The sequence below is a fragment of the Streptomyces sp. NBC_01506 genome, from assembly GCF_045040295.1.
Taxonomy (GTDB): Bacteria; Actinomycetota; Actinomycetes; order Streptomycetales; family Streptomycetaceae; genus Streptomyces.
This window is the reverse complement of the sequence record NZ_CP109422.1, coordinates 3934770-3961072: the sequence shown is the minus strand read 5'-3', so window position 1 is coordinate 3961072 and position 26303 is coordinate 3934770. Positions and strand designations below refer to the sequence as shown.

Sequence of the window (26303 nt, the reverse complement as noted above, 5' to 3'; positions counted from 1 at the left end):
CCGGCGTAGGTCGACCCGCCCGGCCGGTGGAACCGTACGGCCGCGGTTGGCGCGCGCCGGGGCAGGAGTCGCCCGCGCGCGCCGGGGCGCCCGCGTACCGGCACGCGGCACCCGGCCCCGCCGGACGCCGCCCGAGTGAACCCCCCGCGCCGTTCACGCGGAATTCGCGCCAACGACGCACCGAGGTGCCAGCCTCTGCCTCCGGAGCCGATCGGCACCGGGAATCGAACGGGGTACGGGCATGGAGAGCGGGCCGGCGATCTTCGCGGGAGCGGCGTTCGCGCTGTTCGGAGCCGCACTGCTGGTGTGGACGGGAGCGCGCGTGCTGCACCGCGCCCCGGTGGCGCACGGTGTGAGCCCCGCGACATCCATCACGCTGGCGACCCTGGCGGGCGTGTCGTTCCTGGCCCTCGGCGTCTGGTGCTTCGGCCGGATCTGATCCCCGGCCCCCGCGGCCCGGCCGGCACCCCCGCAGGCCCGCCGCGCCCGACGAGTCCCGCGCCGCCCGAACACCCCGCGATCCCGCCCGGCGTACGCCCTCCGCCGACCCCCGGGACCTGCGGTGAAGCCGCTCCGGCGGACCCGCCGCCGACCCGGTCCGTACGGCGCTCGGACACCGCCTCATGGGGTGGGCCAATGGGTCCGGGCGGCGGAAACGTCCGGACTCGGGTTACCGTTCGAGTGGCCGTTGCGGGCTTTCGCCGTTTGACACGGGGGCGGGTTGTACCGTCACACTCCGCAGCGAAGCAGCGTCATAGCGGGGCATGTCCTGCCCCGCGCTGCCGTACTGCCGTACCGCGGTAGGGCTGTACGGGCCACCGAGTGCCGACCGGAGAGAAGAGCGAAGTTGTCCCCGACCAGCGAGACCGGACACGCCGGCCGCCGACTCGTCATCGTCGAGTCGCCTGCCAAGGCGAAGACAATCAAGGGCTACCTCGGCCCGGGATATGTCGTCGAGGCGAGCGTCGGGCACATCCGCGACCTCCCGAACGGCGCCGCCGAGGTGCCCGAGAAGTACACCGGCGAGGTGCGCCGCCTCGGTGTGGACGTCGAACACGACTTCCAGCCGATCTACGTCGTCAACGCCGACAAGAAGGCCCAGGTCAGAAAGCTCAAGGAGCTGCTGGCCGAGTCCGACGAACTCTTCCTCGCCACCGATGAGGACCGCGAGGGCGAAGCCATCGCGTGGCATCTCCAGGAAGTCCTCAAGCCCAAGGTCCCGGTCCACCGGATGGTCTTCCACGAGATCACCAAGGAAGCGATCAGGGCCGCCGTCGCCAATCCGCGCGAGCTCAACAAGCTCATGGTGGACGCGCAGGAGACGCGCCGGATCCTGGACCGGCTGTACGGCTACGAGGTCTCGCCGGTCCTGTGGAAGAAGGTCATGCGCGGCCTGTCCGCGGGCCGTGTCCAGTCCGTCGCCACCCGGCTCGTCGTCGAGCGCGAGCGCGAGCGCATCGCCTTCCGCTCCGCCGAGTACTGGGACCTGACGGGGACCTTCGGCACCGGCCGTACCGGCGACGCCTCCGACCCCTCCGTACTGAACGCCCGGCTGTCCGCCGTCGACGGCCGCCGTGTCGCCCAGGGCCGTGACTTCGGCTCGGACGGACAGCTCAAGTCCGACCAGGTGCTGCATCTGGACGAGGCCAACGCGCACGCGCTGGCCGCCGCCCTCCAGGACACGCCGTTCGCCGTCCGCTCGGTCGAGTCGAAGCCGTACCGCCGCTCCCCGTACGCCCCCTTCCGTACGACGACGCTTCAGCAGGAGGCCTCGCGCAAGCTGGGCTTCGGGGCCAAGTCGACGATGCAGGTCGCGCAGAAGCTGTACGAGAACGGCTTCATCACCTATATGCGTACGGACTCCACGACCCTTTCCGCCACCGCGATCTCGGCGGCGCGGGCGCAGGTCACGCAGTTGTACGGGGCGAGCTATCTGCCCGACAAGCCGCGTACGTACGCCGGCAAGGTCAAGAACGCGCAGGAGGCGCACGAGGCGATCCGTCCCTCCGGCGACCGCTTCCGTACGCCCGCCGAGACCGGTCTGACCGGCGATCAGTTCCGGCTCTACGAGCTGATCTGGAAGCGGACCGTCGCTTCTCAGATGAAGGACGCGGTCGGCAACAGCGTCACCGTCAAGATCGCGGGCATGTCGAGCGACGGCCGGGACGCCGAGTTCTCCGCGTCCGGCAAGACGATCACCTTCCACGGCTTCATGAAGGCCTATGTAGAAGGCGCCGACGACCCGAACGCGGAGCTGGACGACCGCGAGCGGCGGCTGCCGCAGGTCGCCGAGGGCGACGCGCTGTCGGTGGAAGAGATCACCGTCGACGGCCACGCCACCAAGCCGCCGGCCCGCTACACCGAAGCGTCGCTGGTCAAGGAGTTGGAGGAGCGGGAGATCGGCCGCCCGTCGACGTACGCGTCGATCATCGGCACGATCCTCGACCGCGGCTATGTCTTCAAGAAGGGCACGGCGCTCGTCCCGTCCTTCCTCTCCTTCGCCGTGGTGAACCTGCTGGAGACGCACTTCGGCCGGCTCGTGGACTACGACTTCACCGCGCGGATGGAGGACGACCTCGACCGCATCGCGCGGGGCGAGGCCCAGTCCGTGCCGTGGCTCAAGCGGTTCTACTTCGGCACCGGTGACGGCTCGGACGGCGCGGCGGACACCGCGACGGCCGCTGCCGCCGCGGGCAACGGCGACGGGGACCACCTCGGCGGGCTCAAGGAGCTGGTCACGGACCTCGGCGCGATCGACGCGCGCGAGATCTCGTCCTTCCCGATCGGCGACGGCATCATGCTGCGCGTCGGCCGCTACGGCCCCTACGTCGAGCGCGGCGAGAAGGACGCGGAGGGCCACCAGCGCGCCGACGTGCCCGAGGACATGGCGCCCGACGAGCTGACCGTCGAGTACGCGGAGGAGCTGCTGGCCAAGCCGAGCGGCGACTTCGAGCTCGGCGTCGACCCGCACAGCGGGCACCAGATCGTGGCGAGGGACGGCCGTTACGGCCCGTACGTGACCGAGGTCCTGCCCGACGGCACCCCGAAGACCGGGAAGAACGCCGTCAAGCCGCGGACGGCCTCGCTGTTCAAGTCGATGTCGCTGGACACGGTGACGCTGGCGGACGCGCTGAAGCTGATGTCGCTGCCGCGCGTCGTCGGTACGGACGCCGAGGGCGTCGAGATCACCGCGCAGAACGGCCGCTACGGCCCGTATCTGAAGAAGGGCACCGACTCGCGGTCGCTGACCAGCGAGGACCAGCTTTTCGACATCACGGTGGACGAGGCGCTGGCGATCTACGCCCAGCCCAAGCAGCGCGGCCGGGCGGCGGCGAAGCCTCCTTTGAAGGAGCTGGGGACGGACCCGGTGAGCGGGAGTCCGGTGGTCGTGAAGGACGGCCGCTTCGGGGCGTACGTCACGGACGGCGAGACGAACGCGACGCTGCGGACGGACGACAGCGTCGAGGAGATCACGCCGGAGCGCGGTTACGAGCTGCTGGCGGAGAAGCGCGCCAAGGGGCCCGCCAAGAAGAAGACGGCGAAGAAGGCACCGGCGAAGAAGACCACCGCGAAGAAGGCTCCTGCCAAGAAGGCGACGGCGGCGAAGAAGACCGCGGCCAAGAAGACGACGGCTGCCGCTGCCAAGAAGACCGCCGCGAAGAAGTCGAGCGCGTCGTCGTCCGGCACGAAGACGGACGAGTAGGCCGAGCAGTAGGACGAGTTGGCGCGCCATGAGCGTCGTACCGTCCGTCGTAGGACGCTTCGCGACCGCCGCACAGAGTCTCCATGGAGACCTGTGCGGCGGTCGTATGTTCGGGCGGGCCTCCGAGGACCCGTGTGCTCCGGATAGGCTGGGCGGATGACGCGAGCCGAGCAGCCAACGGTCGTGAGCCCCACCTCCGACTCCGACGCACTTGCCGCAGACTCACGAGAGCGTGCTGTACGAGCCTTGTTGCGCTTCCCCCCGCTACGGCGGCTCTGGGGCGCACAGCTCGTAGGCAGCACCGGCGACGCACTCGCCCTGCTCGTGCTTCTGCTGCTGTCGTTGCAGGCGGCGGTCGCCGAGGGCTCGTTCGGGACGGGATACCGAGGGGTGGCGCTCGCCGTCGCCGCGGTGTTCGGTGCCCGGATCCTTGCCACGGTCCTCTTCGGAGCCGTACTCCTCGGACCGCTCGCCGCCCTCACCGCACCCGGGGCCGGGTCCGGGTCCGGCGGCGCGACGGCCGACGACGGCACCGGCACCGGCAAGGGCACAGGCACCGGCACGGGGGGCGGCACGGGCGCCAAGGGCGGTCCGCTGGACCGCCGCTGGACGATGATCGGGGCCGACGGCGTACGGCTCGCGCTGCTCATCGTCGCGCCCCTGTGGCTCGACTGGAGCCCCGACAACGCACTGGCCATCCTTCTCAGTACGGTCTTCGTCGCCGGCGTCGCCGAGCGCTTCTGGACGGTGGCCAAGGAGAGCGCGGCGCCCGCCCTGCTCCCGGCCCCGCCGCCGGAAGGCGGCGCCGTACGCCCGCTGCCCGACCACCTGGACGCGCTGCGCCGGCTCTCGCTGCGTACCGGCTTCGTCGCGATCCCGCTGGCCGCCGCCGTCCTGCTCGTCGTCACGCTGATCAGCAACCTGCTGGGCACCGGCATCGAGTGGTTCTCGCTGCACCAGGCGGCCCTCGGCAGTTACGTCGCGGCCGGTCTGTTCGCCGCGTCCGTGTCGACCCTGTTCATGCTGGAGCTGCCCGGCGGCCCCACCCCGCGCCCGCGCTCGCCGCTCGAAGGGCTGCGCCGGCCGACGACCGGAACCGGTCCCGACAAGGGCCGTACGGGCGCGGTGCCGTTGCTCGTCGTCGCCTGCGCGACCGTCGCCGCGGCCATCGCGTCCGCCGCCGCCGTCTCCGTACTGCACGCCAAGGACCTGGGCGGCGGGCCGGTCGCCTTCGCCCTGCTGATCCTCGCGCTTACGGGCGGCACGGGAATCGGAATCCGCAGTGCCACGAAGGTGCTGCCCGGACTGTCCCGGCGCCGGCTGCTCGCGCTGGCGATCGCCGTCACCGGTGTCGCGCTGCTGGTCATGGGGCTCGTCCCGGACACGGCGACCGTGCTGTTCGTCGCGCTGCTCGCCGGTGTGTCCGCCGGTGTCGCGGCGAGTACCGGGCACGGGCTGATCGACCAGGAGACCGAGGAGTACCGGCGCGGCCGGCACACCGACCACCTCCAGGCCGTCGTCAGGGTCTACGTGGCGCTCGGCGCCGTGGTGGCGCCCGTCCTGGCCGCCGCGATCGGACCGCGCCGGCTGGCGTCCGGGGACTTCGTCTTCGCGCACGGCGGCGCGGCCTTCACACTGATGCTGGTCGGCGCGCTGCTCCTGCCGGTGGCCGCCGTCGTACTGGCCAAGACCGACGACCGGGCGGGCGTACCGCTGCGACGCGATCTGCGTGACGCGCTGCGCGGCGGCGCCGACCCGGCGCAGGCCCAGGCCGCGAACGGTTTCTTCCTCGCCGTCGAGGGCGGTGACGGCGCCGGGAAGTCGACCCAGGTCGAGGCGCTGGCGGAGTGGATCCGCGCCAAGGGCCACGAGGTCGTCGTGACCCGTGAGCCGGGCGCGACGCCCGTGGGCAAGCGGCTCCGTTCGATCCTGCTGGACGTGTCGAGCGCCGGTCTGTCCAACCGCGCGGAGGCGTTGCTGTACGCCGCCGACCGCGCGGAGCACGTCGACTCGGTCGTACGCCCCGCCCTGGAGCGCGGCGCGATCGTCATCTCGGACCGTTACATCGACTCCTCGGTGGCCTACCAGGGCGCCGGGCGCGATCTGGCACCGACCGAGATCGCCCGTATCTCGCGCTGGGCCACGGACGGTCTCGTACCGCATCTGACGGTGCTGCTCGACGTCTCGCCCGAGGCGGCGCGCGAGCGCTTCACGGAGGCGCCGGACCGGCTGGAGTCCGAGCCCGCCGAATTCCATCAGCGCGTACGGGACGGCTTCCTCACGCTCGCCGCCGCCGACCCGGGCCGTTACCTGGTCGTGGACGGGGCGCAGGAGCCCGAGGCCGTCACCACCGTCGTACGGCACCGGCTCGACCAGATGCTGCCGCTGTCCGCCGCCGAGGTGCAGGCCCAGGAGGACGCGCGGAAGGCCGCCGCCGAGGAGGCGCGGCGCCGGGCCGAGGAAGAGGCGGCGCGCAAGGCCGAGGAGGAGCGCCAGGAGCGCGAGCGGCAGGCGCAGCTCGCCAAGCTCCGGGCCGAGGAGGAGGAGCGCAAGCGCCGCGAGCTGGAGGAGGCGCGGCAGCGCGAGGCCGACCGGCAGGCGATGGAGGCGAGGGCGCGGGCCGAGGAGGCGCGCAGGCTCGCCGAGGAGGAGCGCGTACGGCGCGAGGCGGAGGAGGCGGCGCGGGAGGCGGAGCAGCAGCGGCTGCGGCGGCTCGCCGAGGAGGAGAGCCGGCTCAGGGCCGAGGCGGAGGAGCGGCGGCGCGAGAAGCAGCGCAGGGCCGAGGAGGCGCTGCTGCGGGCCGAGGAGGCGCGGCAGTTGGCGGAGGCGGCCGAGGCGACTGCCGCGGCTGCGGCGTCCGCGAAGGCGGCTGAGGCGGCTGAGGCGGCTGAGGCGGCTGAGGCGGCTGAGGCCGAACGTGCGGAGTCGGCCGGCGAGTTGACGGTTCCGACGCCGGTCGTGCGGCCGCCGTCCGCGGGTACGGCCGGGGGGAAGCGGGTGGTCGCCCCGGACGACGTGACGCAGGAGGTGCCGACGCAGACGGAGGCGGAGCCGGGGGCGGGGGCCGGCTCGCACCGTGACTCGGGGGCTGACAACGACGAGACGCGGGTGATCCCGAAGGTGCCGGATCCGGGGGAGGATTCGGGGTCGCGCAGTGCGGTCGAGGAGACGGCCGTACTGCCTCCGGTACGGGACGCGGATCCGGCCGACCGGGTGCCACCGGGGTACTTCCGGGAGGACGCCCAGGGATCGGCGCCCGCGCCGGCGGCGCCGCCCGTGGAGACGGGGAACGACCGGACGCGCGAGCTGCCGCAGATCGACCCGGAGCGGCCGGCCCGGCGGCGTTCGGACTGGGCGGAGGAGACTCCGCTGGACGACCTTCCGACGCTCGCGGACGAACTGCTCGGTCCGCACGACGATGGCGACGACAACGGCGGGGCGCGCGGCCGACGCTGAGCCGGGTCGGGCTGTTCGCCGGGACTGTCGGTCCCGGCTGCCGATCGGGTCGGAATGTCGCCCTCCGCCCAGGTGGGACGGGATTGTCAGACCCTGGCCCCACAATGGATCCCGGAAGTCGGCAGCCGGTCCCGGTCCCGGGCTCGACCCCCGTCAGGATCCCGGTCCGGATGCCGAAGCACGTAACTCGGAGGTGGTGACGGCGCATGACCGTATGGGACGACCTGGTCGGGCAGGACCGCATCGCCGAGACGCTGACCGCGGCGGCCCGTGACGCGGATGCCCGTGTCACGGCCGAGTCCTCGGGCACCGCGCCGCCCGAGGCGACGAAGATGACGCACGCGTGGCTGTTCACCGGCCCGCCGGGCTCCGGCCGTTCCACGGCGGCCAGGGCCTTCGCCGCCGCCCTCCAGTGCACCAGCCCGGACCGCGCGCTGGGCGGTGTGCCCGGCTGTGGATTCTGCGACGGCTGTCACACGAGCCTGATCGGTACGCACTCCGACGTCGAGGTGATCCGCACCGATCTGCTGTCCATCGGTGTCAAGGACACGAGGGAGCTGGTCCGCCGGGCCCAGCTCTCCCCGGCCGTCGGACGGTGGCAGGTCATCGTCCTCGAAGACGCCGACCGCCTCACCGAGGGCGCGGGCAATGTCCTGCTGAAGGCCGTCGAGGAGCCCGCGCCCCGCACGGTGTGGCTGCTCTGTGCGCCTTCCCTGGAGGACGTCCTGCCCACGATCCGCTCCCGCTGCCGCCATCTCACCCTCCGCACGCCCCCGGTGGACGCCGTCGCGGACGTCCTGATGAGGCGCGACGGCATCGAGCCGGAGGCCGCCGCCGCGGCCGCGCGCGCCACGCAGGGCCACATCGGCCGCGCCCGCCGTCTCGCCACGGACGAGCGGGCCCGCGCCCGCCGGGCCACCGTTCTCAAGGTCCCGCTGCGCGTCGAGGACATCGGCGGCTGCCTGCGGGCCGCGCAGGAGCTGATCGACGCGGCGGGTGAGGATTCCAAGGAGGGCGCCGAGGGCGTGGACCTCAAGGAGACCGAGGACATGAAGGCGGCCCTCGGTGCCGCGCCGGGCGGCCGGATGCCGCGCGGTACGGCGGGCGTGATGAAGGACCTGGCGGACCGGCAGAAGCGCCGCTCCACACGTACGCAGCGCGACAGCCTCGACCTGGCGCTCACCGATCTGACGGGCTTCTACCGGGACGTGCTGGCGATCCAGTTCGGCTCGCGCATCGGGCTCGCGAACGACGACGTACGGGACGCGCTCGACCGGATCGCGAGAGCGTCGACGCCGGAGGCCACGCTGCGCCGGATAGAGGCGATCGTGGCCTGCCGCCAGGCGCTCGACCGCAATGTGGCGCCGCTGCTGGCGGTTGAGGCGATGACGGTGTCGCTGCGAGCCGGCTGAGCGGCCCTCGGCCGGGGCCGTCGGGACAGGGTCCGTCGCAGGAGCGGTCACCCGTACGGGCGCGGGAAAGCGACACCCGCCGTGCGACGGCTAGGCTCCTCGAATGGACTTCAGGCGCCTCATCCGTCTCTCCGCCAGCGGGCTCGCCGCGGCCGGTCTGCTGGTCTCCGGCTGTACATCCGGCGGTTCGTCATCGGGCAAGACGTCTCCGGAATCCGGGGCGCCGGCCGCGCTGAAGACCTACTACGGGCAGAAGATCAACTGGCGTGAGTGCGGCGTTCCCGACTTCCAGTGCGCCACGATGAAGGCGCCGCTCGACTACGACAAGCCGAACGGCGCCGAGATCAAACTCGCCGTCGCCCGCAAGAAGGCCACCGGCCCCGGCCAGCGCCTGGGCTCCCTCCAGGTCAACCCCGGCGGCCCCGGCGGCTCGGCCGTCGACTACCTCCAGGGGTACGCGGGCATCGGCTACCCGGAGCAGGTCCGCGCCCAGTACGACATGGTCGCGATGGACCCGCGCGGAGTCGCCCGCAGCGAGCCCGTCGAATGCCTCACCGGCAAGCAGATGGACGCCTACACCCAGGTCGACCAGACACCCGACGACACGGTCGAGCAGAACCTCCTGGCGGCCTCCTACAAGGAGCTGGCCAAGGGCTGCGAGCAGCGCTCCGCCGAGATCCTTCCGCATGTCTCCACCGTCGAGGCCGCCCGCGACATGGACATCCTCCGGGCCGTCCTGGGCGACACGAAGCTGTCGTACGTCGGAGCGTCGTACGGCACCTTCCTCGGCGCCACGTACGCCGAACTCTTCCCCAAACGCGTCGGCCGCCTCGTCCTCGACGGCGCGATGGATCCCTCGCTGCCGGCCGAGGAACTGAACCGCGACCAGACGGCGGGCTTCGAGACCGCCTTCGCGGCGTTCGCGCAGGACTGCGTCAAACGGCCGGACTGCCCGCTGGGCACGGCGTCGGCGGCCGACGCGGGTCAACGCATGAGGTCCTTCTTCGACACCCTCGACGCGGAGCCGATCCCGACCGGTGACAAGCGCGAACTCGGCGAGTCCCTGGCCACCACGGGTGTGATCAACGCCATGTACGACGAGTCCGCCTGGCCCGGCCTCCGCGATTCCCTCGCCAGCGCGATGGAGGGCGACGGCTCCGGGCTCCTCGCCCTGGCCGACACCTACTACGAACGCGAGGGCGACGGCTCGTACACCAACCTCATGTACGCCAACGCCGCCGTGAACTGCCTGGACCTCCCGGCCGCCTTCACGAAGCCCGCCGAGGTCGAGGCGGCGGTCCCCTCCTTCGAGGCAGCCTCCCCGGTCTTCGGCACCGGCCTCGCCTGGGCCTCCCTGAGCTGCGCCTACTGGCCGACGAAGCCGACCGGCACCCCGCACCGCATCGAGGCGAAGGGCGCGCCCCCGATCCTGGTGGTCGGCACCACCCGCGACCCGGCGACCCCGTACAAGTGGGCCCGCTCCCTCGCCGACCAACTCTCCTCCGGCGTCCTGCTGACCTACGACGGCGACGGCCACACGGCGTACGGCCGGGGCAGCGACTGCGTCGACACGGTGATCAACACCTACCTCCTGGAAGGCACCCCACCGAAGAACGGCAAGAAGTGCTGACCAGCCCTTCCCCACCCAAGGGCTGGTGCGGGGCACCCCTGATAACCCTGTAGACTTGGCGCCGCTGCTGATGCGAACCTGACCGTGCGCGGACAGACAACTCCGCAGCTTGCCGCCTTAGCTCAGTTGGCCAGAGCAACGCACTCGTAATGCGTAGGTCTCGGGTTCGAATCCCGAAGGCGGCTCTGTGAAGGCCCCAGAACTCACTCGCCGTGATCTGGGGCTTTTGCTTTTTTCGGGGGCGGGGGCGTTCTCGGGATCGCCCGCAGCCTTGGGAAGCGCCTGGGCAACGTGGTGGAAGGTGAACAGCGCGCGAACTTGTATCTACAAGGGTTGGTCTTGGGTGTGGGCTCATGACAAGTTCCATCCATGAACTCTTCGATGGACACCGTGCCCGTTCGTTACGCGCGGTGGAACGGTGTGGGCAGGCCCTTCACCCTCGTGGCGGACAGCACCCCCCAAGTCCCGGCCCGTGGTGAGTTGTTGGTGCGTATCGATCTCGCCACCGTGTGCGGCAGTGATCTGCACACCGTCGGCGGGAAGCGGCCCTCGCCGGTGCCGGCCGTGCTGGGGCACGAGCAGGTGGGGACCGTGCTCGGGGTGGGGGCGGGGGGTGTGGTCTGTGTGGGTGGCGGTGCCGTGGTGCCCGGGATGCGGGTGGTGTGGTCCGTGGCCGCGTCGTGCGGTGAGTGTGAGCGGTGCGTTCGTGGACTGATGCAGAAATGCGTGAAGTTGAGCAAGTACGGGCATCAACCGCTGCTGGAGAAGGCCCCGTTGACGGGTGGGTTCGCCACGCACTGTGTGGTCCTGCCGGGGACGGCCGTCGTGGCGGTGCCCGACGAGGTGCCGGACGTGGTCGCGAGTCCGGCGTCGTGTGCCACCGCTACCGTCGCCGCCGCGCTGGTGGCCGCCGGTTCCGTCGTGGGGCGGCGGGTGTTGGTGACGGGTGCCGGGATGCTCGGGCTGACGGCGGTGGCGATGGCGGCGACGGCGGGTGCGCGTGTGGTCGCGGCCGATCCGGATCCGGCGCGGCGGGGGCAGGCTCTCGCGTTCGGTGCCGAGGAAGTCGGTGACGGCTCGTCATCCATGGGTGCGTTCGACGTGGCCATGGAGTTCTCGGGGCAACCGGCCGCCGTACGGACGTGCCTGGACTCCCTCGAGGTGGGCGGGGTGGCCGTGCTCGTCGGGTCGGTGTCGCCGGGGGAGCCCGTACCGCTGGACCCCGAGCGGCTGGTCCGGGGCCTGCACACCGTTGTCGGCGTACACAACTACCGGCCCGAAGATCTGCTGACGGCCGTGGAGTTCCTGGCCGAGCACCACCGCTCGTTCCCCTTCGCGGATCTTGTGGGGGCGACGTACGCCCTGGATCATGTCGGGGAGGCGATCGAGGCGGCGCGGGGTGCCGCCGCCCCCCGGCAGGCGCTGGCTCCGGGGCTGACGGGCGCGTCCTAGAGCATCGCGGTGCGCGCCGTGCGGGTGTTGGTGACGGTCACGGTGGCCACGTCGGGGCGGTAGCGGTCGTCGGACCATTCGATCGGTACGCCGCGCGAGTCGGTCGTCAGCCGCCGTTCCCGCAGCAGCGGTGACCCCGGCGGCACTTCGAGCAGCGCCGAATCGGTGGCGTCGGCGGCGACGGCGTCGAAGGTGTGGCGTGCCGAGTCCAGGTCCACGCCCCAGGTGGTGAGCAGCGCGTAGATCGAGCCCGCGTCGAGGTTCGCGTTCAGCAGCGGGCGTCCGACCGGTTCGGTGTAGGTCATCCGCTCCAGCATCGCGGGCCGGCCGTCCAGCAGGCGCAGCCGCAGGAGTTGGACCACCAGGTCGTCGGGGTCGATCTGGAGGGCGGCGGCCACCGTCGCGTCGGGCCGTCGCAGCGCGATCTCCTGGAGTCGCTGGCCCGGCACATGGCCGGTGATCTCGGCGCGTGTGGTGAAGGACAGGAAGGACTCGAAGGGCTGGGTCGGTACGGCGTCCAGCACCACGGCCCGTTTGCCCTGGCCGCCGCCGATCAGACCCTCGTCCCGCAGCGTGGCCAGCGCCTGCCGTACCGGACCGCGTGAGGCCGCGAACTCCTGGCAGAGGTCGGCCTCCGAGGGCAGCGTCTGCCCCACCTCGATCGCGCCGCTGCGAATACGACGACGCAACTCGGCCGCGACGGAGCGGTGCAGGGGTTCCTTCATGCACCTGACTTTACAGGTGGCCGCCGATCGTGATCGATCGCGGACTCGGACATGAACAGCACATGACTTGTCACTACAAGCTATTGCCCGGGTTCCCCGTCGCTGGGACGGTTTCGGCCAAGCAGAAAGGTGTGGACATCATGAACGATGAAGGAATCCACCGGCGGTCGTTCGTCGTCGGGGGCGTGGCCACCGCGCTCACCGCCGTCAGCGCCGCCCCGTCCCTCGCCGCCGCACCGCCGCGCGCGGTGGTGCTGGAGTTCGCCGACCGGTGGACGAAGGCCACCGGGCTCGCCGAGCTGCTGCGCCGCGCCGGGTTCTCGGTGGCGGAGCTGGATCTGTCCCGGCCGGCCACCGCACAGGGGGCCGATCTGATCGCGTTCGGCGGCTTCACCAACAACGACTCGCGCTACACCGCGTACGTGGCCGACCGGGCGGCCTCGTTGCGTGACTTCGTCGCGGGCGGCGGGGTGGTGCTCGACCTCGCGCAGTCCGACCAGTTCGGGGCGGCCGTCCCGTATCTGCCCGCCGCGCTGCGGGCCGTGCGTACGGACGCGGACTACGACACCGTCCACCCGCTGGCCCCCGACCATCCGCTCGTCTCCGCCCTGCCCGTCGCGTCGGACAAGGTGTTCACCGGCCGGGCGTCCGGCGTCCGGGTCAGTTGGGAGACGTTCGGGTCGTGGCGCGCGATGCGCGTACTGCTGGCGTGCACGACCACGGGCTCCGCGCCGTGTCTGCTGGAAGGGGCGCACGGATCGGGCCGCTTCCTTCTCTCCAGCCTCACCGTCGACAAGTGCTTCGACGCGGCGGGCGCACCGGTCCAGCCGGCGGCGGCCGTACAGGACAGCGTCACGTTCTTCACCGCCCTGGCCGGCTATGTGACCCGCGTACGGGCCGGTACCGCGCCCGCCGTGATTCCCACACCGATGCCGCCCCAGGCCCCGGCGGGTCCGCTGGTCGGCCATGTGGACGAGGTCAGCGCCCGCGTATGGGCGCGGCCGGGCCTGGACCCGGCGGTCCATCCGGAGTGGCGGTGCACCGTCGTACGCGCCGGGACCCGGCACTCGGTCACGGCCGACGCCCGGGTGTCGACGGACAACGACGACACGCTGCTGGTGGACGTCAAGGGCCTGCGGCCGGACACGCGCTACGAGTTCACGATCACGCCGAAGTCCGCCGCGCCCGGCTTCACGCCGCTGACCGGCTCCTTCACCACCGCGCCCCCGGCGGGGCGGCCCGCCGTCGTCACCATGGGGCTCGGCTCGTGCGCGCCCTCCGTCCCGAGCACGGTCTGGACGCGGGTGAGCGACGAGGGCTGTGACAGCTTCGTACTGCTCGGCGACACCCCCTACGTCGACTCCGGTGATCTCGCGGTGGCACGCACCAAGCACCGCCAGTTCCTGGTGCAGCCCGAGATCTCGCGCATGGTGTCGTCCATGCCGGTCTGGGGGACCTGGGACGATCATGACTTCGGCGGCAACGACATCGACGGCGGCTTCGCCGGCAAGAAGAACACCCGTACCGCCTTCGTCGACCACCGGGCCAACGCCACGTTCGGCCACGGCGCCGACGGCAGGCCGCTGACCACCAGGACGGACGGCCAAGGGGTCTACACCTCCTTCAGACGCGGCCCGGTCGAGGTCTTCCTCCTCGACCCGCGCTGGTTCAGCAACACCGGCCCGAGCTGGGCCGATCCCACCAAGGCGACCTGTCTGGGCCAGGTGCAGTGGGACTGGCTGCGCGCGGCGCTCAAGAAGAGCACCGCCACCTTCAAGGCCATCGCCACCGGGATGATCTGGGACGACAAGGAGAACCCGGAGTCCGACGACTGGGCCACCTACCAGCACGAGAAGGACGCGATCCTCGACTACGTCGCCGCCGAGCGCATTCCCGGCTGCTTCCTCGTCGGCGGTGACATCCATGTCTCGCGCGCCCTGAACTACGGGCCCCGTGTCGGCTACGACCTGTGGCAGTTCATCGTCAGCCCGCTGCACGACCGCACGATCCCGAGCCTGAACGTCCCGAATCCGAACCTGGTCCACAGCGCCGTCGAGCCACATGTGTTCCTCAAGCTGGTGGCCGACACCACGGTGTCCCCGGCGACGCTGACCGCGACGTGGATCAACCGCGAGGGCACGCGGCTGTTCGAGGTACGCCGTACCGCGACGGAACTCGGCCACCGGAGCCACCGGGTCTGACGAACCGGCTTCCAGCACATGAACAGCCAATGACTTGTCAATACAAGTCATTGACCGGTCGCGGGCGTGCTGCGAGCGTTGCCGCAAGCCCGCACCGCGTCCGGTACACCCCCCCAAACGCCCGGTACACCCCCCAAAACCGCTTCTCCCGGAGTCCGATGTGTCCGTCCGCCGATCCACCCCCACGGCCGCCCTCGTGGCGGGCCTCGCCCTCGCCACCGTCCTCTCCGGCTGCGGCGGCTCCGCCGAGTCGGCCGCCTCCTCGGCCACCTGCCCGGACGGAAAGGTCCGCTTCGGCGTCGAGCCGTTCGAGGACCCCGCCCGGCTCACCCCCGCCGCCAAGGTGCTCGCCGACGCCCTGTCGAAGTCCCTGGACTGTCCCGTCGAGCTGACGATCACCGAGGACTACTCCGCCGAAGTGCTGGCCATGGAGAACCGCAAGCTCGACATCGGCATCTTCGGCCCACTGGGATACGTCTTCGCCGCCAAGCGCGCCGACGCCGAGGCCGTCGCCTCCTTCGGCGACGCCAACGGCAAACTCTCCAGCTACACCGCCGGCATCTGGGTGCCCGCGAAGTCCCCCGTCACCTCCATCGAGCAACTGAGCGGCAAGTCCCTCGCCCTGGCGTCGATCGGCTCCACCTCGGGCGACGCCCTGCCCCGCAAGGCCCTGCTGGACGCGGGCCTGGCCAAGGACGACGTGAAGATCAATTACGCCGGTGGCCACCCGGAGGCCCTGCTCGCGCTCGTCAACGGCGCGGTCGACGCCGCCGAGATCAACTCGCAGCAGTTGGCCAGTGCCAAGGAGGCGGGCACCTTCGACGAGTCGAAGTTCCGCCGGATCTGGAACTCGGACCCGATACCCAACGACCCGATCACCGTACGAGGCGACCTGCCCGCCGAGTTCAAGACCGCCGTGCACGACGCGCTCCTCGACCTGGACCCGAAGGCCGTCGGCGAGATCGGCGCCCTGCTCGACGTCAGCCCGCCCGGACCGCTGGTCGGCGTCGACGAGTCCACCTACAAGCCGCTGTTCGAGCTGGCCGACTCGCTCGGACTCACCGAGAAGGACGTCTGATGCTGGCGCTGTCCGGGATCACCGTGCGCTTCGGCGAGCGGCCCGTGCTGCACGGCGTGGACGTCACCGTCGCGCGAGGTGAACTGCTCGCCGTGCTCGGGGCCAACGGCTCGGGCAAGTCGACACTGCTGCGCGCCGCCGCCGGACTCGTACCGGTGTCGGCGGGTGCCGTGACCGTGGACGGCCGGGCGCGCGAGCGGCTCGACATCGCCCTGGTCTTCCAGCAGATCCATCTCATCCGCCGGCGCACCGTCCTGAACAACGTGTGCGCCGGCGCGCTCGGCCGGCTTCCGCTCCGGTCGTCCCTGCTCGGATACCCGGACGAGGTGAAGGAGGAGGCGATGGCCTGCCTGGACCGCGTGGGCCTCGCCGACCGCGCCCACGACCGCGCGGGCGCTCTCTCCGGCGGCCAGCAGCAGCGCGTCGCCATGGCGCGCGCCCTGTGCCAGCGGTCCCAGGTCCTCCTCGCGGACGAACCGGTCTCCGCCCTGGACCCGGCCGCCTCCGAGCAGGTACTCGCCCTGCTCGCCGAACTCGCCCACGTCGAACGGCTGGCAGTGCTCGCCGTCCTGCACCAGCCCGCCTACGCCGCACGCCACGCCGACCGGATCGTCGGCCTGCGGGCCGGCCGGGTCGTCCTCGACGGCGCCCCGGACCAGCCGGTCGACGCCCTCTACCGACCCGCGACCCTGGAGGCCGTGTCATGACGACGGAGATCCGCCGCCTGCCCGTACCTCCCCGCCCCCGGGTGCCCAGGACCCTGGCGATCGGCCTGCTCGTCACGGCGGTCGTCGTGGCCGCGCACATCGTGGCGTGGCGGGCCACCGACGTGTCCTTCGGCGCCCTGGCCGAGGGCTGGCGCGGCATGGCCGACTTCCTCGCCGAGGCCATCCCGCCCGACCTGTCGTGGGGCGTCCTGGAGCCCAGCCTCTCGGCCGCGCTCGTCACACTGTGGATCGGCCTGCTCGGTACGACGCTGTCCGTGCCGTTCTCGCTCGTACTGGCGCTGCTCGCCGCGCGCGGCACCGCGCCGTCGGGCTCGGTCTACCAGGCGGCCCGGTCCGTCCTGTCGTTCCTGCGCGCCGTACCCGACGTGGTGTTCGCCCTGGTGTTCGTGACCGCCGTGGGGCTCGGGCCGTTCCCCGGTGTGCTGGCGCTGGTGTGCCACAACGTCGGTGTGATGGGCAAGCTCTGGGCCGAGGCCCTGGAGGACGCCGACCCCGGGCCCGCCCAGGCTCTGCGCTCGGCCGGCGCCGGCCGCGTACAGGTCGCCGTACACGCCCTGCTGCCGACCGTCGCGCCACAACTGGCCGGGCTGCTGCTCTACCGCTTCGACGTCAACGTCCGCTCCTCGCTCGTCCTCGGACTGGTCGGCGCGGGTGGCATCGGATTCCTGATCAACCAGTCCATCCGGCTGTTCAAGTTCGACGAGATGCTGACCCACATCCTCATGGTCGTGGTCCTGATCGTCCTGGTGGACCGGCTCTCCGCCACCGTCCGCCGCAGACTCACCTGAACCTGAAGGGATACTCCATGATCGACTTGGCCGTACTGGACATCGCCGGGACCACCGTGGACGAAGGCGGGACGGTGTACCGGGTGCTCGCCTCCGTCGTGGCGGATCATGCCGGGCCCGTGTCCGACGACACGATCCGCCGGTGGATGGGCGCCGACAAACGCGAAGCGCTGGCCGCGCTCACCGGCCGCGACCGCGACGATGTCGAGGCACTGCACGCCGAGTTCGTGACGCGCCTGGGTGAGGCGTACGAGGCGACTCCTCCCGTACCGCTGACCGGTGTGCCCGAGGCGCTGGCCGCGCTGCGCTCGGCGGGCGTGAAGGTGGCACTGACCACCGGCTTCGACCGCCAGGTCACCGATCCCCTCCTCGCGTCCGTCGGGTGGCGGCTCGGCGACCAACTCGACGCCGTGGTCTGCGCCTCCGAAGTGGCGGGCGGACGCCCCCGGCCGCACATGATCCACCGCGCCATGGAACTGACCGGCGCCCCGACCGTCCGGCGCGTGCTCGTCGCGGGGGACACCGCCCTGGACGTCCGCGCGGGGATCGCGGCCGGTGCGGGCTTCGTCGTCGGCGTACTGACGGGCGCGCAGACCCGTACGGAACTGGCGGCGGAACATCCCACGCACGTCCTCGACGGGGTGGCGGCGATTCCGGCTCTGCTGGGTGTCGGGACGGACGGCGCACTGCTCGGGCCGTCCTGAGGCACGGACGTGACCGGGGGTACCCGCTGTGTGATAATGCCGTTTCGGTGAATTGTGCGGCTCTGACGGTTCGCCCGTGTCTGCCGTCGTGGTGCGGGACGTACCCCCGGCGAGTCCTTGTCTGAAGTTCTTGAGGGAGATGGCCGCGTTTCCATGGCGACAGCACCTGGTTCCGGGCCTCTTGAGGAGACGAGTCGCCCGCCCGCCGTGGGGACGGTGCAGATCGTCGATCACGCGCTTCTCGTGCTGAAATCCCTGGCCGAGGCGGATCGGCCCCGCGGCGTCCGGGAGTTGAGCCGCGATCTCGTGATCAGCAAGAGTTCCACCCAGCGCATCCTCGCCTCGCTGGAGCGGGTCGGGCTCGCGGTCGCGGACGAGAGCACGCGTAAGTACGTGATCGGCCCCGCCGCGCTCACTCTCGCGTGGAAGCACGCGGCCAACAGCGATCTCGTCGGCGCCGCGTCCGCCGCGACGTCCCGCATCGCCGCCATGAGCGGGGAGACGGCCTGTGTCTCGACCGTCGTGGACGGGCGTCGGGTCACCGTGTACGAGGCCGAGAGCCCGCAGCCGTTGAGGCTGATCACCGGTGTGGGGCGGCCCTACTCGCTGTTCTCCGGAGCGACCGGACGGGTGCTGCTGTCGATGCTGGCTCATGAGCGGCTTGACGAGCTGGTCCAGGCCCAGGAGGCCGAGGGCGGTGACGTGAACGTCGTCCTGGAGCGTGTCGCCGCCGCCCGGGATCGCGGTTACGCCCTCAGCCGTGAGGAGTGGATCGCCGGCGGCTGTGGAGTCGCCGTCCCCATCGGGACGCGGGGGAGCGTCGTGGCGGCGCTGAGCATCTACGGCCCCGAGGCGCGGCTGACGAACGAGCGCATGACGGACCTCGTCCCCGTGCTGCTGTCGGCCGCCGCGGAGATCGCGATTCGCTGGAGCCAGCCTGTCTGAAGCCGGCCCTGTTCGGCCTCTGCCTCACTTTTCACGGCCCCGCCGCGCGGGGCCGTTCTCGTTTCCGTGGGTGACGAGCCCCGCTCGGTGTGACCGAAACACGCCGTCATCCTGGCTCGTTCCTGACTGTTCCTCAACCCATTGACCCGATTCGACGGGCGTGGGTATGTTGTCCCCCACAGATCTGGTCCACTGTCCCAGATTGACGCGAGTGGTGATCCGGCCGGTAGATCCCGTCTGGATCCCGCCTTCGCCTCGCGACGTATTCCGGACGCCCGAGCCCGCTACGACATCACTTGGCCGACTGGCCGGGGCGGGCGGGCGGTTGGGCCGACCCGGACGACATAAGGAGATTTTTCAGATGATGCTTGGCTGGCGTGCCCGTATCGGGCAGATCCGTCCGGCGACCGCGATCGAAGGCGCCGAGGAATGGCGCTCCGTCGCCCCCACCGGGGTGGCCTTCGCCGACGCGCGCACGATCGTCCCCCGGGTGGACGCCGACGGGTTGAAGACGATGATGTCCCAGGTGCTGGAGGCGTCCCGGCAGCTCGCCACGGCGAAGGTGGACCTGATCGTCCAGTGCGGAGCCCCCGGCACGTTCATTCCCGGGCCCGGCACCGACGAGAAGGTGACCGCCGAGATCACGGCCGAGACCGGGATCCCCGCCCTGACGATGATGCAGGCCCAGGTGGACGCCCTGCGCGCGGTCGGCGCGACCTCCGTGGCCGTCGGGAGCATCTACACCGACGAGGTCAACGAGGCGCTGCGCCGGTATCTCACCGCCGTCGGCTTCGAGGTGCCGGTCGTCGAGGGACTACAGATCACGGACCCCTACGAGGCCAGCGTTCATGACGCGGACAGCGCCTACCGGCTCGGGCGCAGGCTGCACAAGGCCGCCCCCGACGCCGACGCCCTGCTGATCTCGTGCGGCACGTTCCGGACCTTCGAGGTGCTGCCGTATCTGGAGATGGACACCGGGGTGCCGGTGGTCACCAGCAATCAGGCGTCTCTGTGGGGGGCGTTGCGCCACCTCGGGCTCAAGGACGAGATCCCGGCGCTCGGCCGGCTGGGCCGTATCGGCTGACGCGCCACATCAGTCGTACGGCCCCCGCAACCGCACCGCACACAAGGAGAAGACGTGCTGGTAGACGCACTGCAATTCGTGAAGCCGTCCCGGGACCGCTTCGAGGAGTGGCACGACGCCGGTATCACGGCGATCCACGCCACCGTGGCGATCTGGGAGGACTCCACCGAGACCATGCGCGAGGTGGGCCGCTGGCACCGCCTGCTCGCCGACCACGCGGACCTGCTCCGCGAGGGGCGCCACGCGGACGACATCCGCGGGGCCGAGGAGGAGGGGCGCACCGCCGTCATCCTCGGGTTTCAGAACAGCAGCCCCTTCGAGGACGATCTCGACCTGGTCGGAGCCTTCCACCAGGCCGGGGTCCGGATCGCCCAACTCACGTACAACACCCAGAACTCCGCGGGCGCGGGCTGCTGGGAGGGGGAGGATGCCGGGCTCTCACGCACGTACGGGATCAATCTGATCCGCGAGATGAACAACGTCGGCATGGTGGTCGACATATCCCACTGCAACGAACGCACCTCGCTGGAGGCCATCGAGGCGTCGGAGCGGCCCGTCGCCGTCACCCACGCCAACCCCCGGGCCTTCGTGGGCGAGGACGTGGAACTCGCGCTGCGCAACAAGTCCGACACCGTCCTGAAGAAGGCCGCCGAGTCCGGTGGTGTCGTGGGTCTGAGCATGTATCCGCGTATCGCCCCGGACGGTGTCCGGTGCTCCGTGGACCGCTTCTGCGACATGGTCGCGTACACCGCCGAACTGATCGGTGTCGAACACGTCGGACTGGGCTCGGACTACTACGCGGGCCAGGGCGACGAGGAGTTGCACTGGTGGCGACAGGGCCGGTGGAGCCGTAAGCCGATGGTGCCCATCTCCGGGCCCGTCGAGTTCCCCGCCTGGTACGCGGCGGGGCGCGGATACGCCCTGGTCCGGGAGCGGTTGCGGGAGCGCGGCTTCACGGCCGCCGAGGTCGCGCGGATCGCCGGGGGCAACTGGGTGGACCTGTTCGACGACGGCTTCACGCCCGCGGCACAGCACTGACATGCGCGACGACGGTACGAGCGACGACGGTACGAGCGACGGTACGCAGAGGAGGCACCGGCCATGAGCGGTCCCGAGGCGCCTGGCACGAACCGTTTCGACGCGGTGGTCGTCGGCGGCGGCCACAACGGGCTGGTGACCGCCGCGTATCTGGGGCGTGCCGGACTGCGGGTCGCCGTCCTCGAATCCCGGCCACGGCTCGGGGGACCCTGCGGGCCCTACGAGTTCCTGCCGGGGCGCACGCTCGCCTTCACGAACTCGCCCGGTTCGCTCAACCCGGCCGTCGTCGGCGAGTTGGGGCTGGCCCGGCACGGGCTGCGGTTCGTACGGGTCGATCCGACCGTGGTCCAGTGGTTCGAGGAGGGGTGTTTCCTCGGCTGGCGGGACCAGGCCCGGGTGGACGCGCAGTTGGAGGCGTTCGCGCCCGGTGAGGCGGCGCGCTACCGCGGCCTGATCGGCGGGCTGGAGAGGCTGGGCGCCCGGTTGGGGGTGTCGCTCGACGGGCCCCCGCCCGCTCTCGACAGCTTGCGGAAACGTTTGTCCGATCCGGCCGACCTACGGCTGTTCGCCGCCGTCTTCGAGGGCGGCCTCACCGATCTGCTGGACGCACACCTCAAGTCCGACCAGGCCAAGGCGCTGCTGACACTGCTCGCGCTCAACGCCCAGCTCGTACCGCCGTCCACACCGGGCAGCGCCGTAGGGCTGATGATGCGCCCCTTCGCACTGGCCGCCGCCGGCGGGAGCGGGGCGCCGGACGCCGCCGAGCGCGTCGCGCTGCGCGGCTCCACCGGTCTGCCGGTGGGCTCCATGAGCGCCATCGTCGACGCCCTCGCCGGCGCCTGCCGCCAGTACGGCGTGGAGGTGTACCCGGACACCCCGGTGGCGCGGGTGCTCCACGGCCCGGACGGGGTGCGGGGTGTCGTCACCCCGTCCGGGACCGAGTTCCTCGCCGGGCGGGTGATCTCGACCGTGAACCCGGTCCATCTGTTCACGGACCTGCTGGACGACGACGCGATGGGTGCGGAGATCCGTACGGAGGTCACCGCGACACCGATGCGCGGTTCCGCGTTCAAGGTGGTCCTGGAGGTCGACTCCCTGCCCCCGTACGCGGGGCTGCCCGAGGGCGCCGACCCCGGCGCCGTACAAGCCTGCCAGTTCCGGTTCGGCTCCTCGCCACGGCAGATCGAGGACGCCATCGCCGCCGCGCTGGCCGGCCGGACCGGCGGTGAGCCCCTGATGTGGGGCCTGATCCCGACCCTCACCTCACCCGGGCTCACCCCGCGCGGCACCCATCTCATCAGCGTCAACGCCTGGCACGCGCCGTACGACCCGTACGACGGCCCCTGGGACACCGACCGCACCGAGCGGTTCGGGCGCAGGTGCGTCGACCAGCTCTCCCGGCTGATGCCGACGATCGCCGACCGTGTCGTCGACCACCGCTTCATGAACCCGGTGGACATCGAGCGCGAACTCGGCCTGGTCGAAAGCAACATCACGCACGGCGACATGCTCCCCGCGAGCCTGTTCGGCGCCCGCCCGCACCCCGCCCTCGCCGCGTACCGCACCCCGCTGCGCGGCTTCTATCTGAGCGGAAGCGGTACCTGGCCGGGCGGATACGTCACCGGCACCCCCGGCAGGAACGCCGCCGCCGCGGTGCTCCGCGATCTCACCCACGACCAAAGGCCGCACCCATGAGGCTTTCGTACCGCACCGGGCCACCGCGCCCGCCACACCGGCAACCGGGCTCACCACATCAGCCACCGCGTCCGCCCCACCGGCAACTGCGACGCGTGCTCTGCGTCCTGGCCGCCGCCGGTGTCCTGCTCACCGGCTGCTCCTCACCCCCGTCGTTCGGCCGCGACGCGGGCACCCTCGTCATCGGTGCCGAGGGCGAGATCCCTGTCCTCGACCCGCAGCGGCTCTCCGGCACGGTCGGTCTGCGCATCGTGGACGCGCTGTTCGACCCCCTGATCCGTGAGGACCTCGGTACGAAGTCCGACCGGGCGCCCCAACTGCGGCCCGCGCTGGCCCGGTCCTGGAAGGTCTCCCCGGACGCCCTCACCTACACGTTCACCCTCCGCGAGGGCGTGACGTTCTCCGACGGCACCCGCTTCGACGCCGACGCGGTGAAGACCAACTTCGACCGCGTCATGGACAAGAAGTCCCCGGTGTACGACGCCACCGCCGCCGGGAACATGACGTTCCTGACCCGCTGGATCAAGAACGTGCGGGTCCAGGACCCGCACACCGTCGTCCTCGGACTCACCCAGCCGTACGCGGGGCTCCCGCGCATGCTGACCGACCGCCGGATGTCGCTCATCAGCCCGACCGCGCTGCGTACCCGCGACCCCGACGACATCGGACTGCACCCCGTGGGCACCGGCCCCTTCACCCAGCAAGGCGCCGACCACGGCAAGCGGGTCGAGCTGAAGCGCAACGACGGCTACTGGGGAGGGACCCCCAAGGCGCCCGCCATCATCGTGGAGTCCGTCAGCGACCCCACCACCCTCGCGATCGCCGCGCAGACCGGTGAGGTCGACGCGATCCTCAGCGCCGGCGCCCAGCAGGTCCAGCAGCTCGCCGGGCAGGGGACGATGACGGTCCAGTACCCCGAGCCCGCCAACCAGTACTTCCTGCGGCTCAACACCCGTACCGCGCCCACCGACAACAGCACCTTCCGGCAGGCGCTCAACTACGCCGTCGACCGCGAGGCGCTGGCCACGCTCACCCGTGGCCAGATCACCGCGTCGACCGGACCGCTGCCCCGAGGCAACGAGGCATACCAGGACCGTACGGCGGACGGGCAGCCCCGCTACACCCACGATCCGGCGCTGGCCAAGGAACTCATCGCCCGCAGCGGGGTGCGCACGCCCGTCAAGCTACGGCTGCTCGCGCCCGACAGCGGGCCCGGATTCTCCCAGGCGACCGAGGTGATGTCGCTGATCCAGCAGGACCTCAAGGCCGTCGGGGTCACCCTCGACGTCCAGTACATGGAGTTCGCCTCGCTCGTCGCGGAGGAGGGCGGCGGCTACAAGGACGGCGTCCACGGGTCGTTCAACGGCTGGACCACCGGAGCGGACGCCGCGGACTTCCTGGAGCGGATGTTCAGCGGCTCGCTGCACCCGCCCAACGGGGTCAACCGCGGCTGGTACCGCAGCGCCACCGTCGACGGCCTGCTCGACGCGGCACGCGCCGAACTGAGCGAGCCGAAGCGCATGGAGCTGTACCGCGAGGCCGGCGACACCATCGCCGACGACGCGCCCTGGGTCTTCCTCTACCAGGACCGGCTGCCCAGGCTGCTCAGCCGCAAGGTCGACGGGGTCGGCCCCGCCGCCTCGGTCTACATCGACTACACCACCATCCACCGCACGTGAGGAGGGCTCAGCCATGAAGGCCACCGCGGCACCCCGTCCCGTCACCACCCTCCCGAGCCCCCGCCGGCGAGGCCGCCTCCGGGCGATCACCGGCGGCGCGGGCACCACGACCGTGATCGGCGGCGTCATCGTCGCCACCACCGTCCTCGTCGCGCTGCTCGCGCCCTGGATCGCACCGTCCGACCCGCTCGCCACCGATCCGTCCGCCATCGGCCTCGGACCGTTCAGCGGCGGCCATCTGCTCGGCACCGACGAGGTGGGGCGCGACATCCTCAGCCGGCTCATGTACGGCAGCCGGCTCGCCCTGCTGGTGGCGGTCCTCCCGACCCTGCTGGCGCTGCTGATCGGCGGCTGCCTCGGACTGGTCTCCGGCTATGTCGGCGGCTGGCTCGACAGTGCCCTGATGCGGCTGTTCGACGTGATGTTCTCCTTCCCCGGCATCCTGCTCGCCCTCGGTATCGGCGTCGCCCTCGGGCCGGGCCTCACCTCCATGGTCATCGCCATGGTCGTGGTGACCATCCCCGAGTTCGGCCGCATCGTGCGCGGCAACGTGGTGTCGCTGCGGCAGGAGCAGTACGTGGAGGCCGCCGGGGCCCTCGGTTACGGGCACCGCCGGATCGTCCTGCGGCACATCACCCCCAACCTCCTCGGCGGCGTGGTCGTCTTCGCCACCCTCCAGACCGGCCGCAACGTCATCCTCGGCTCCAGCCTCGCCTTCCTCGGCCTGGGCGCCCAGCCACCCGCCCCGGACTGGGGCCAGATGCTGAGCGGCGGCCGTGCCCTGCTGGTGACCTCGCCGCACGTGGCGACGATCCCCGGCCTGGTGATCGTGGTGCTGGCCGTCGGATTCAACCTGCTGGGCGACGGCGTACGAGACCGGCTCGACCCGCGCTCCCGGCGTCACCGGGCCACGCGCAACGACACCACGCGTAACGACACCACGCGTAACGACACCACGCGCAACGACACGACCCCGACGGCGAAGTCGGAAGACAAGGCCGCGAACAGAGCGGGAGACGCGTCATGCTGACCTTCACCCTGCGCCGGGCGCTCCAGATGATCCCCGTCGCCATCGGCGTCACCATCGCCACCTTCGCCCTCGGCCAGATCATCCCCGGCGACCAGGCCAGCGCCCTGCTCGGCCCCAGCTCCTCCGAAGCGGACCGCCAGGCGCTGCGGGACGACCTCGGCCTCGACCAGCCGGCCATCACGCGCTACTTCACCTACCTGCGCAACCTGTTCGGAGGCGACCTCGGGCAGTCGCTCTCCTTCGGCCGCCCGGTCTCCGAGGTGCTGTCCGAGCGGCTGGTCAACACCGCGCTGCTGTCCGGGACCGCGATCGTCGTCGCCGCGATCGCCGGTGTCGCGATCGGGACCTGGGCCGCGCAGAAGCCGGGATCGCTGCGGGACCGGAGCCTGACGGTGGGAGTGCTGTTCTTCAACTCCGTACCGTCCTTCTGGTTCGGCCTCGTCCTCATCGTCGTCTTCTCGCTCCAGCTCCGGGTGCTGCCCGCGACCGGCATGACCTCCATCGGCGGCGGTGGTGGCGCGTTCGACGTGGCCGCGCACATGGTGCTGCCCGTGCTGACCCTGGCGGCCTGGTCCCTCGCGGTGATCGCCCGGATGACCAGATCGGCCGTACTGGAAGTCATCGGCAACGACTACGTACGCACCGCACGCTCCCGTGGCGTCGGGGAGTTCCATGTGATCACCCGTCATGTCCTGCCGAACGCGATGCCCTCCGTCATCACGGTCATCGGCCTCCAGGCGGGCTTCCTGCTCAGCGGAGCCGTACTCACCGAGACCGTGTTCTCGTGGCCCGGTATCGGCCTCGCGCTCCACCAGGCCATCTCCACCCGCGACATCCCCGTCGTCCAGGGCGGAATCCTCATGATCGCCATCGCCTTCGTGCTGATCAACTTCCTGGTCGACGTCCTCCAGGCGTACTTCAACCCGAAGATCAAGCTGAGTTAGCGGAAAGGGAC

The 26303-nt window shown here is 71.3% G+C and carries 19 protein-coding genes and 1 tRNA gene; 19 read left to right on the top strand and 1 reads right to left on the bottom strand.

From position 1 onward, the window contains the following. Positions 1-241: 241 nt before the first annotated feature. The 7 genes from OG329_RS17255 to OG329_RS17225 all read left to right on the top strand — a co-directional run bounded on the left by OG329_RS17255 (position 242) and on the right by OG329_RS17225 (position 11653). The gene (locus tag OG329_RS17255) at positions 242-439 is read left to right on the top strand and encodes a hypothetical protein (RefSeq protein ID WP_405796121.1); all 198 of its coding nucleotides are present in this window, start codon (positions 242-244) and stop codon (positions 437-439) included. 408 nt (positions 440-847) lie between these two features. Beyond that, complete coding sequence (gene topA, locus OG329_RS17250) at positions 848-3703, top strand: type I DNA topoisomerase (protein WP_405796119.1); 2856 nt, start codon at positions 848-850, stop codon at positions 3701-3703. Positions 3704-3859: 156 nt separating this feature from the next. Next, on the top strand, positions 3860-7159 hold the full coding sequence (gene tmk / locus OG329_RS17245; protein WP_405796117.1) for a dTMP kinase: 3300 nt from the start codon (positions 3860-3862) through the stop codon (positions 7157-7159). Between the two features lie 206 nt (positions 7160-7365). Next, positions 7366-8571, top strand: coding sequence for a DNA polymerase III subunit delta' (locus OG329_RS17240; RefSeq protein WP_405796116.1), 1206 nt, complete (start codon positions 7366-7368; stop codon positions 8569-8571). A 103-nt stretch (positions 8572-8674) separates the two neighbouring features. Continuing rightward, positions 8675-10201: an alpha/beta hydrolase gene (locus OG329_RS17235; RefSeq protein ID WP_405796114.1), complete on the top strand. Its 1527-nt coding sequence runs from the start codon at positions 8675-8677 to the stop codon at positions 10199-10201. Between the two features lie 111 nt (positions 10202-10312). Further along, a tRNA-Thr gene (locus OG329_RS17230) sits at positions 10313-10386 on the top strand. Between the two features lie 184 nt (positions 10387-10570). Then, the gene (locus tag OG329_RS17225; RefSeq protein ID WP_405796113.1) at positions 10571-11653 is read left to right on the top strand and encodes a zinc-binding dehydrogenase; all 1083 of its coding nucleotides are present in this window, start codon (positions 10571-10573) and stop codon (positions 11651-11653) included. Here OG329_RS17225 and OG329_RS17220 read toward each other — a convergent pair. After that, the gene (locus OG329_RS17220; RefSeq protein WP_405796111.1) at positions 11650-12378 is read right to left on the bottom strand and encodes a GntR family transcriptional regulator; all 729 of its coding nucleotides are present in this window, start codon (positions 12376-12378) and stop codon (positions 11650-11652) included. The genes OG329_RS17225 and OG329_RS17220 overlap by 4 nt on opposite strands. A 140-nt stretch (positions 12379-12518) precedes the next feature. Here OG329_RS17220 and OG329_RS17215 point away from each other — a divergent pair, with 140 nt between their 5' ends. From OG329_RS17215 to OG329_RS17160, 12 genes are all read left to right on the top strand, one after another. Then, positions 12519-14579 (top strand): alkaline phosphatase D family protein, encoded by a 2061-nt coding sequence (locus OG329_RS17215; protein ID WP_405796110.1) that lies wholly within the window; start codon positions 12519-12521, stop codon positions 14577-14579. A gap of 160 nt (positions 14580-14739) precedes the next feature. Further along, positions 14740-15657: a phosphate/phosphite/phosphonate ABC transporter substrate-binding protein gene (locus OG329_RS17210; protein WP_405796109.1), complete on the top strand. Its 918-nt coding sequence runs from the start codon at positions 14740-14742 to the stop codon at positions 15655-15657. Next, complete coding sequence (locus OG329_RS17205) at positions 15657-16364, top strand: phosphonate ABC transporter ATP-binding protein (protein ID WP_405796108.1); 708 nt, start codon at positions 15657-15659, stop codon at positions 16362-16364. Before OG329_RS17210 ends, OG329_RS17205 begins: the two co-directional genes overlap by 1 nt. After that, complete coding sequence (gene phnE, locus OG329_RS17200) at positions 16361-17173, top strand: phosphonate ABC transporter, permease protein PhnE (RefSeq protein WP_405796106.1); 813 nt, start codon at positions 16361-16363, stop codon at positions 17171-17173. Before OG329_RS17205 ends, phnE begins: the two co-directional genes overlap by 4 nt. A 17-nt stretch (positions 17174-17190) precedes the next feature. Further along, the gene (locus OG329_RS17195; protein WP_405796105.1) at positions 17191-17877 is read left to right on the top strand and encodes a phosphonatase-like hydrolase; all 687 of its coding nucleotides are present in this window, start codon (positions 17191-17193) and stop codon (positions 17875-17877) included. 153 nt (positions 17878-18030) lie between these two features. Then, entirely contained in the window at positions 18031-18822 is a 792-nt protein-coding gene (locus OG329_RS17190; protein WP_405796103.1) for an IclR family transcriptional regulator, read from the top strand. A 361-nt stretch (positions 18823-19183) separates the two neighbouring features. Next, a complete protein-coding gene (locus OG329_RS17185) occupies positions 19184-19906 on the top strand; it encodes an aspartate/glutamate racemase family protein (protein WP_405796101.1) in 723 nt (240 codons plus the stop codon). Between the two features lie 54 nt (positions 19907-19960). After that, entirely contained in the window at positions 19961-20944 is a 984-nt protein-coding gene (locus OG329_RS17180; RefSeq protein ID WP_405796100.1) for a membrane dipeptidase, read from the top strand. 63 nt (positions 20945-21007) lie between these two features. Next, positions 21008-22639 carry a phytoene desaturase family protein gene (locus OG329_RS17175; RefSeq protein ID WP_405796099.1) on the top strand — a complete coding sequence of 544 codons (1632 nt, stop codon included), beginning with the start codon at positions 21008-21010 and terminating at the stop codon, positions 22637-22639. After that, positions 22636-24318, top strand: a complete 1683-nt coding sequence (locus OG329_RS17170) for an ABC transporter substrate-binding protein (RefSeq protein ID WP_405796097.1) — start codon at positions 22636-22638, stop codon at positions 24316-24318. The genes OG329_RS17175 and OG329_RS17170 overlap by 4 nt, the downstream gene beginning before the upstream one ends. A 13-nt stretch (positions 24319-24331) precedes the next feature. Further along, positions 24332-25348, top strand: coding sequence for an ABC transporter permease (locus OG329_RS17165; protein WP_405796095.1), 1017 nt, complete (start codon positions 24332-24334; stop codon positions 25346-25348). Beyond that, on the top strand, positions 25342-26292 hold the full coding sequence (locus OG329_RS17160) for an ABC transporter permease (protein ID WP_405796094.1): 951 nt from the start codon (positions 25342-25344) through the stop codon (positions 26290-26292). The genes OG329_RS17165 and OG329_RS17160 overlap by 7 nt, the downstream gene beginning before the upstream one ends. The last annotated feature ends 11 nt before the right edge of the window (positions 26293-26303 follow it).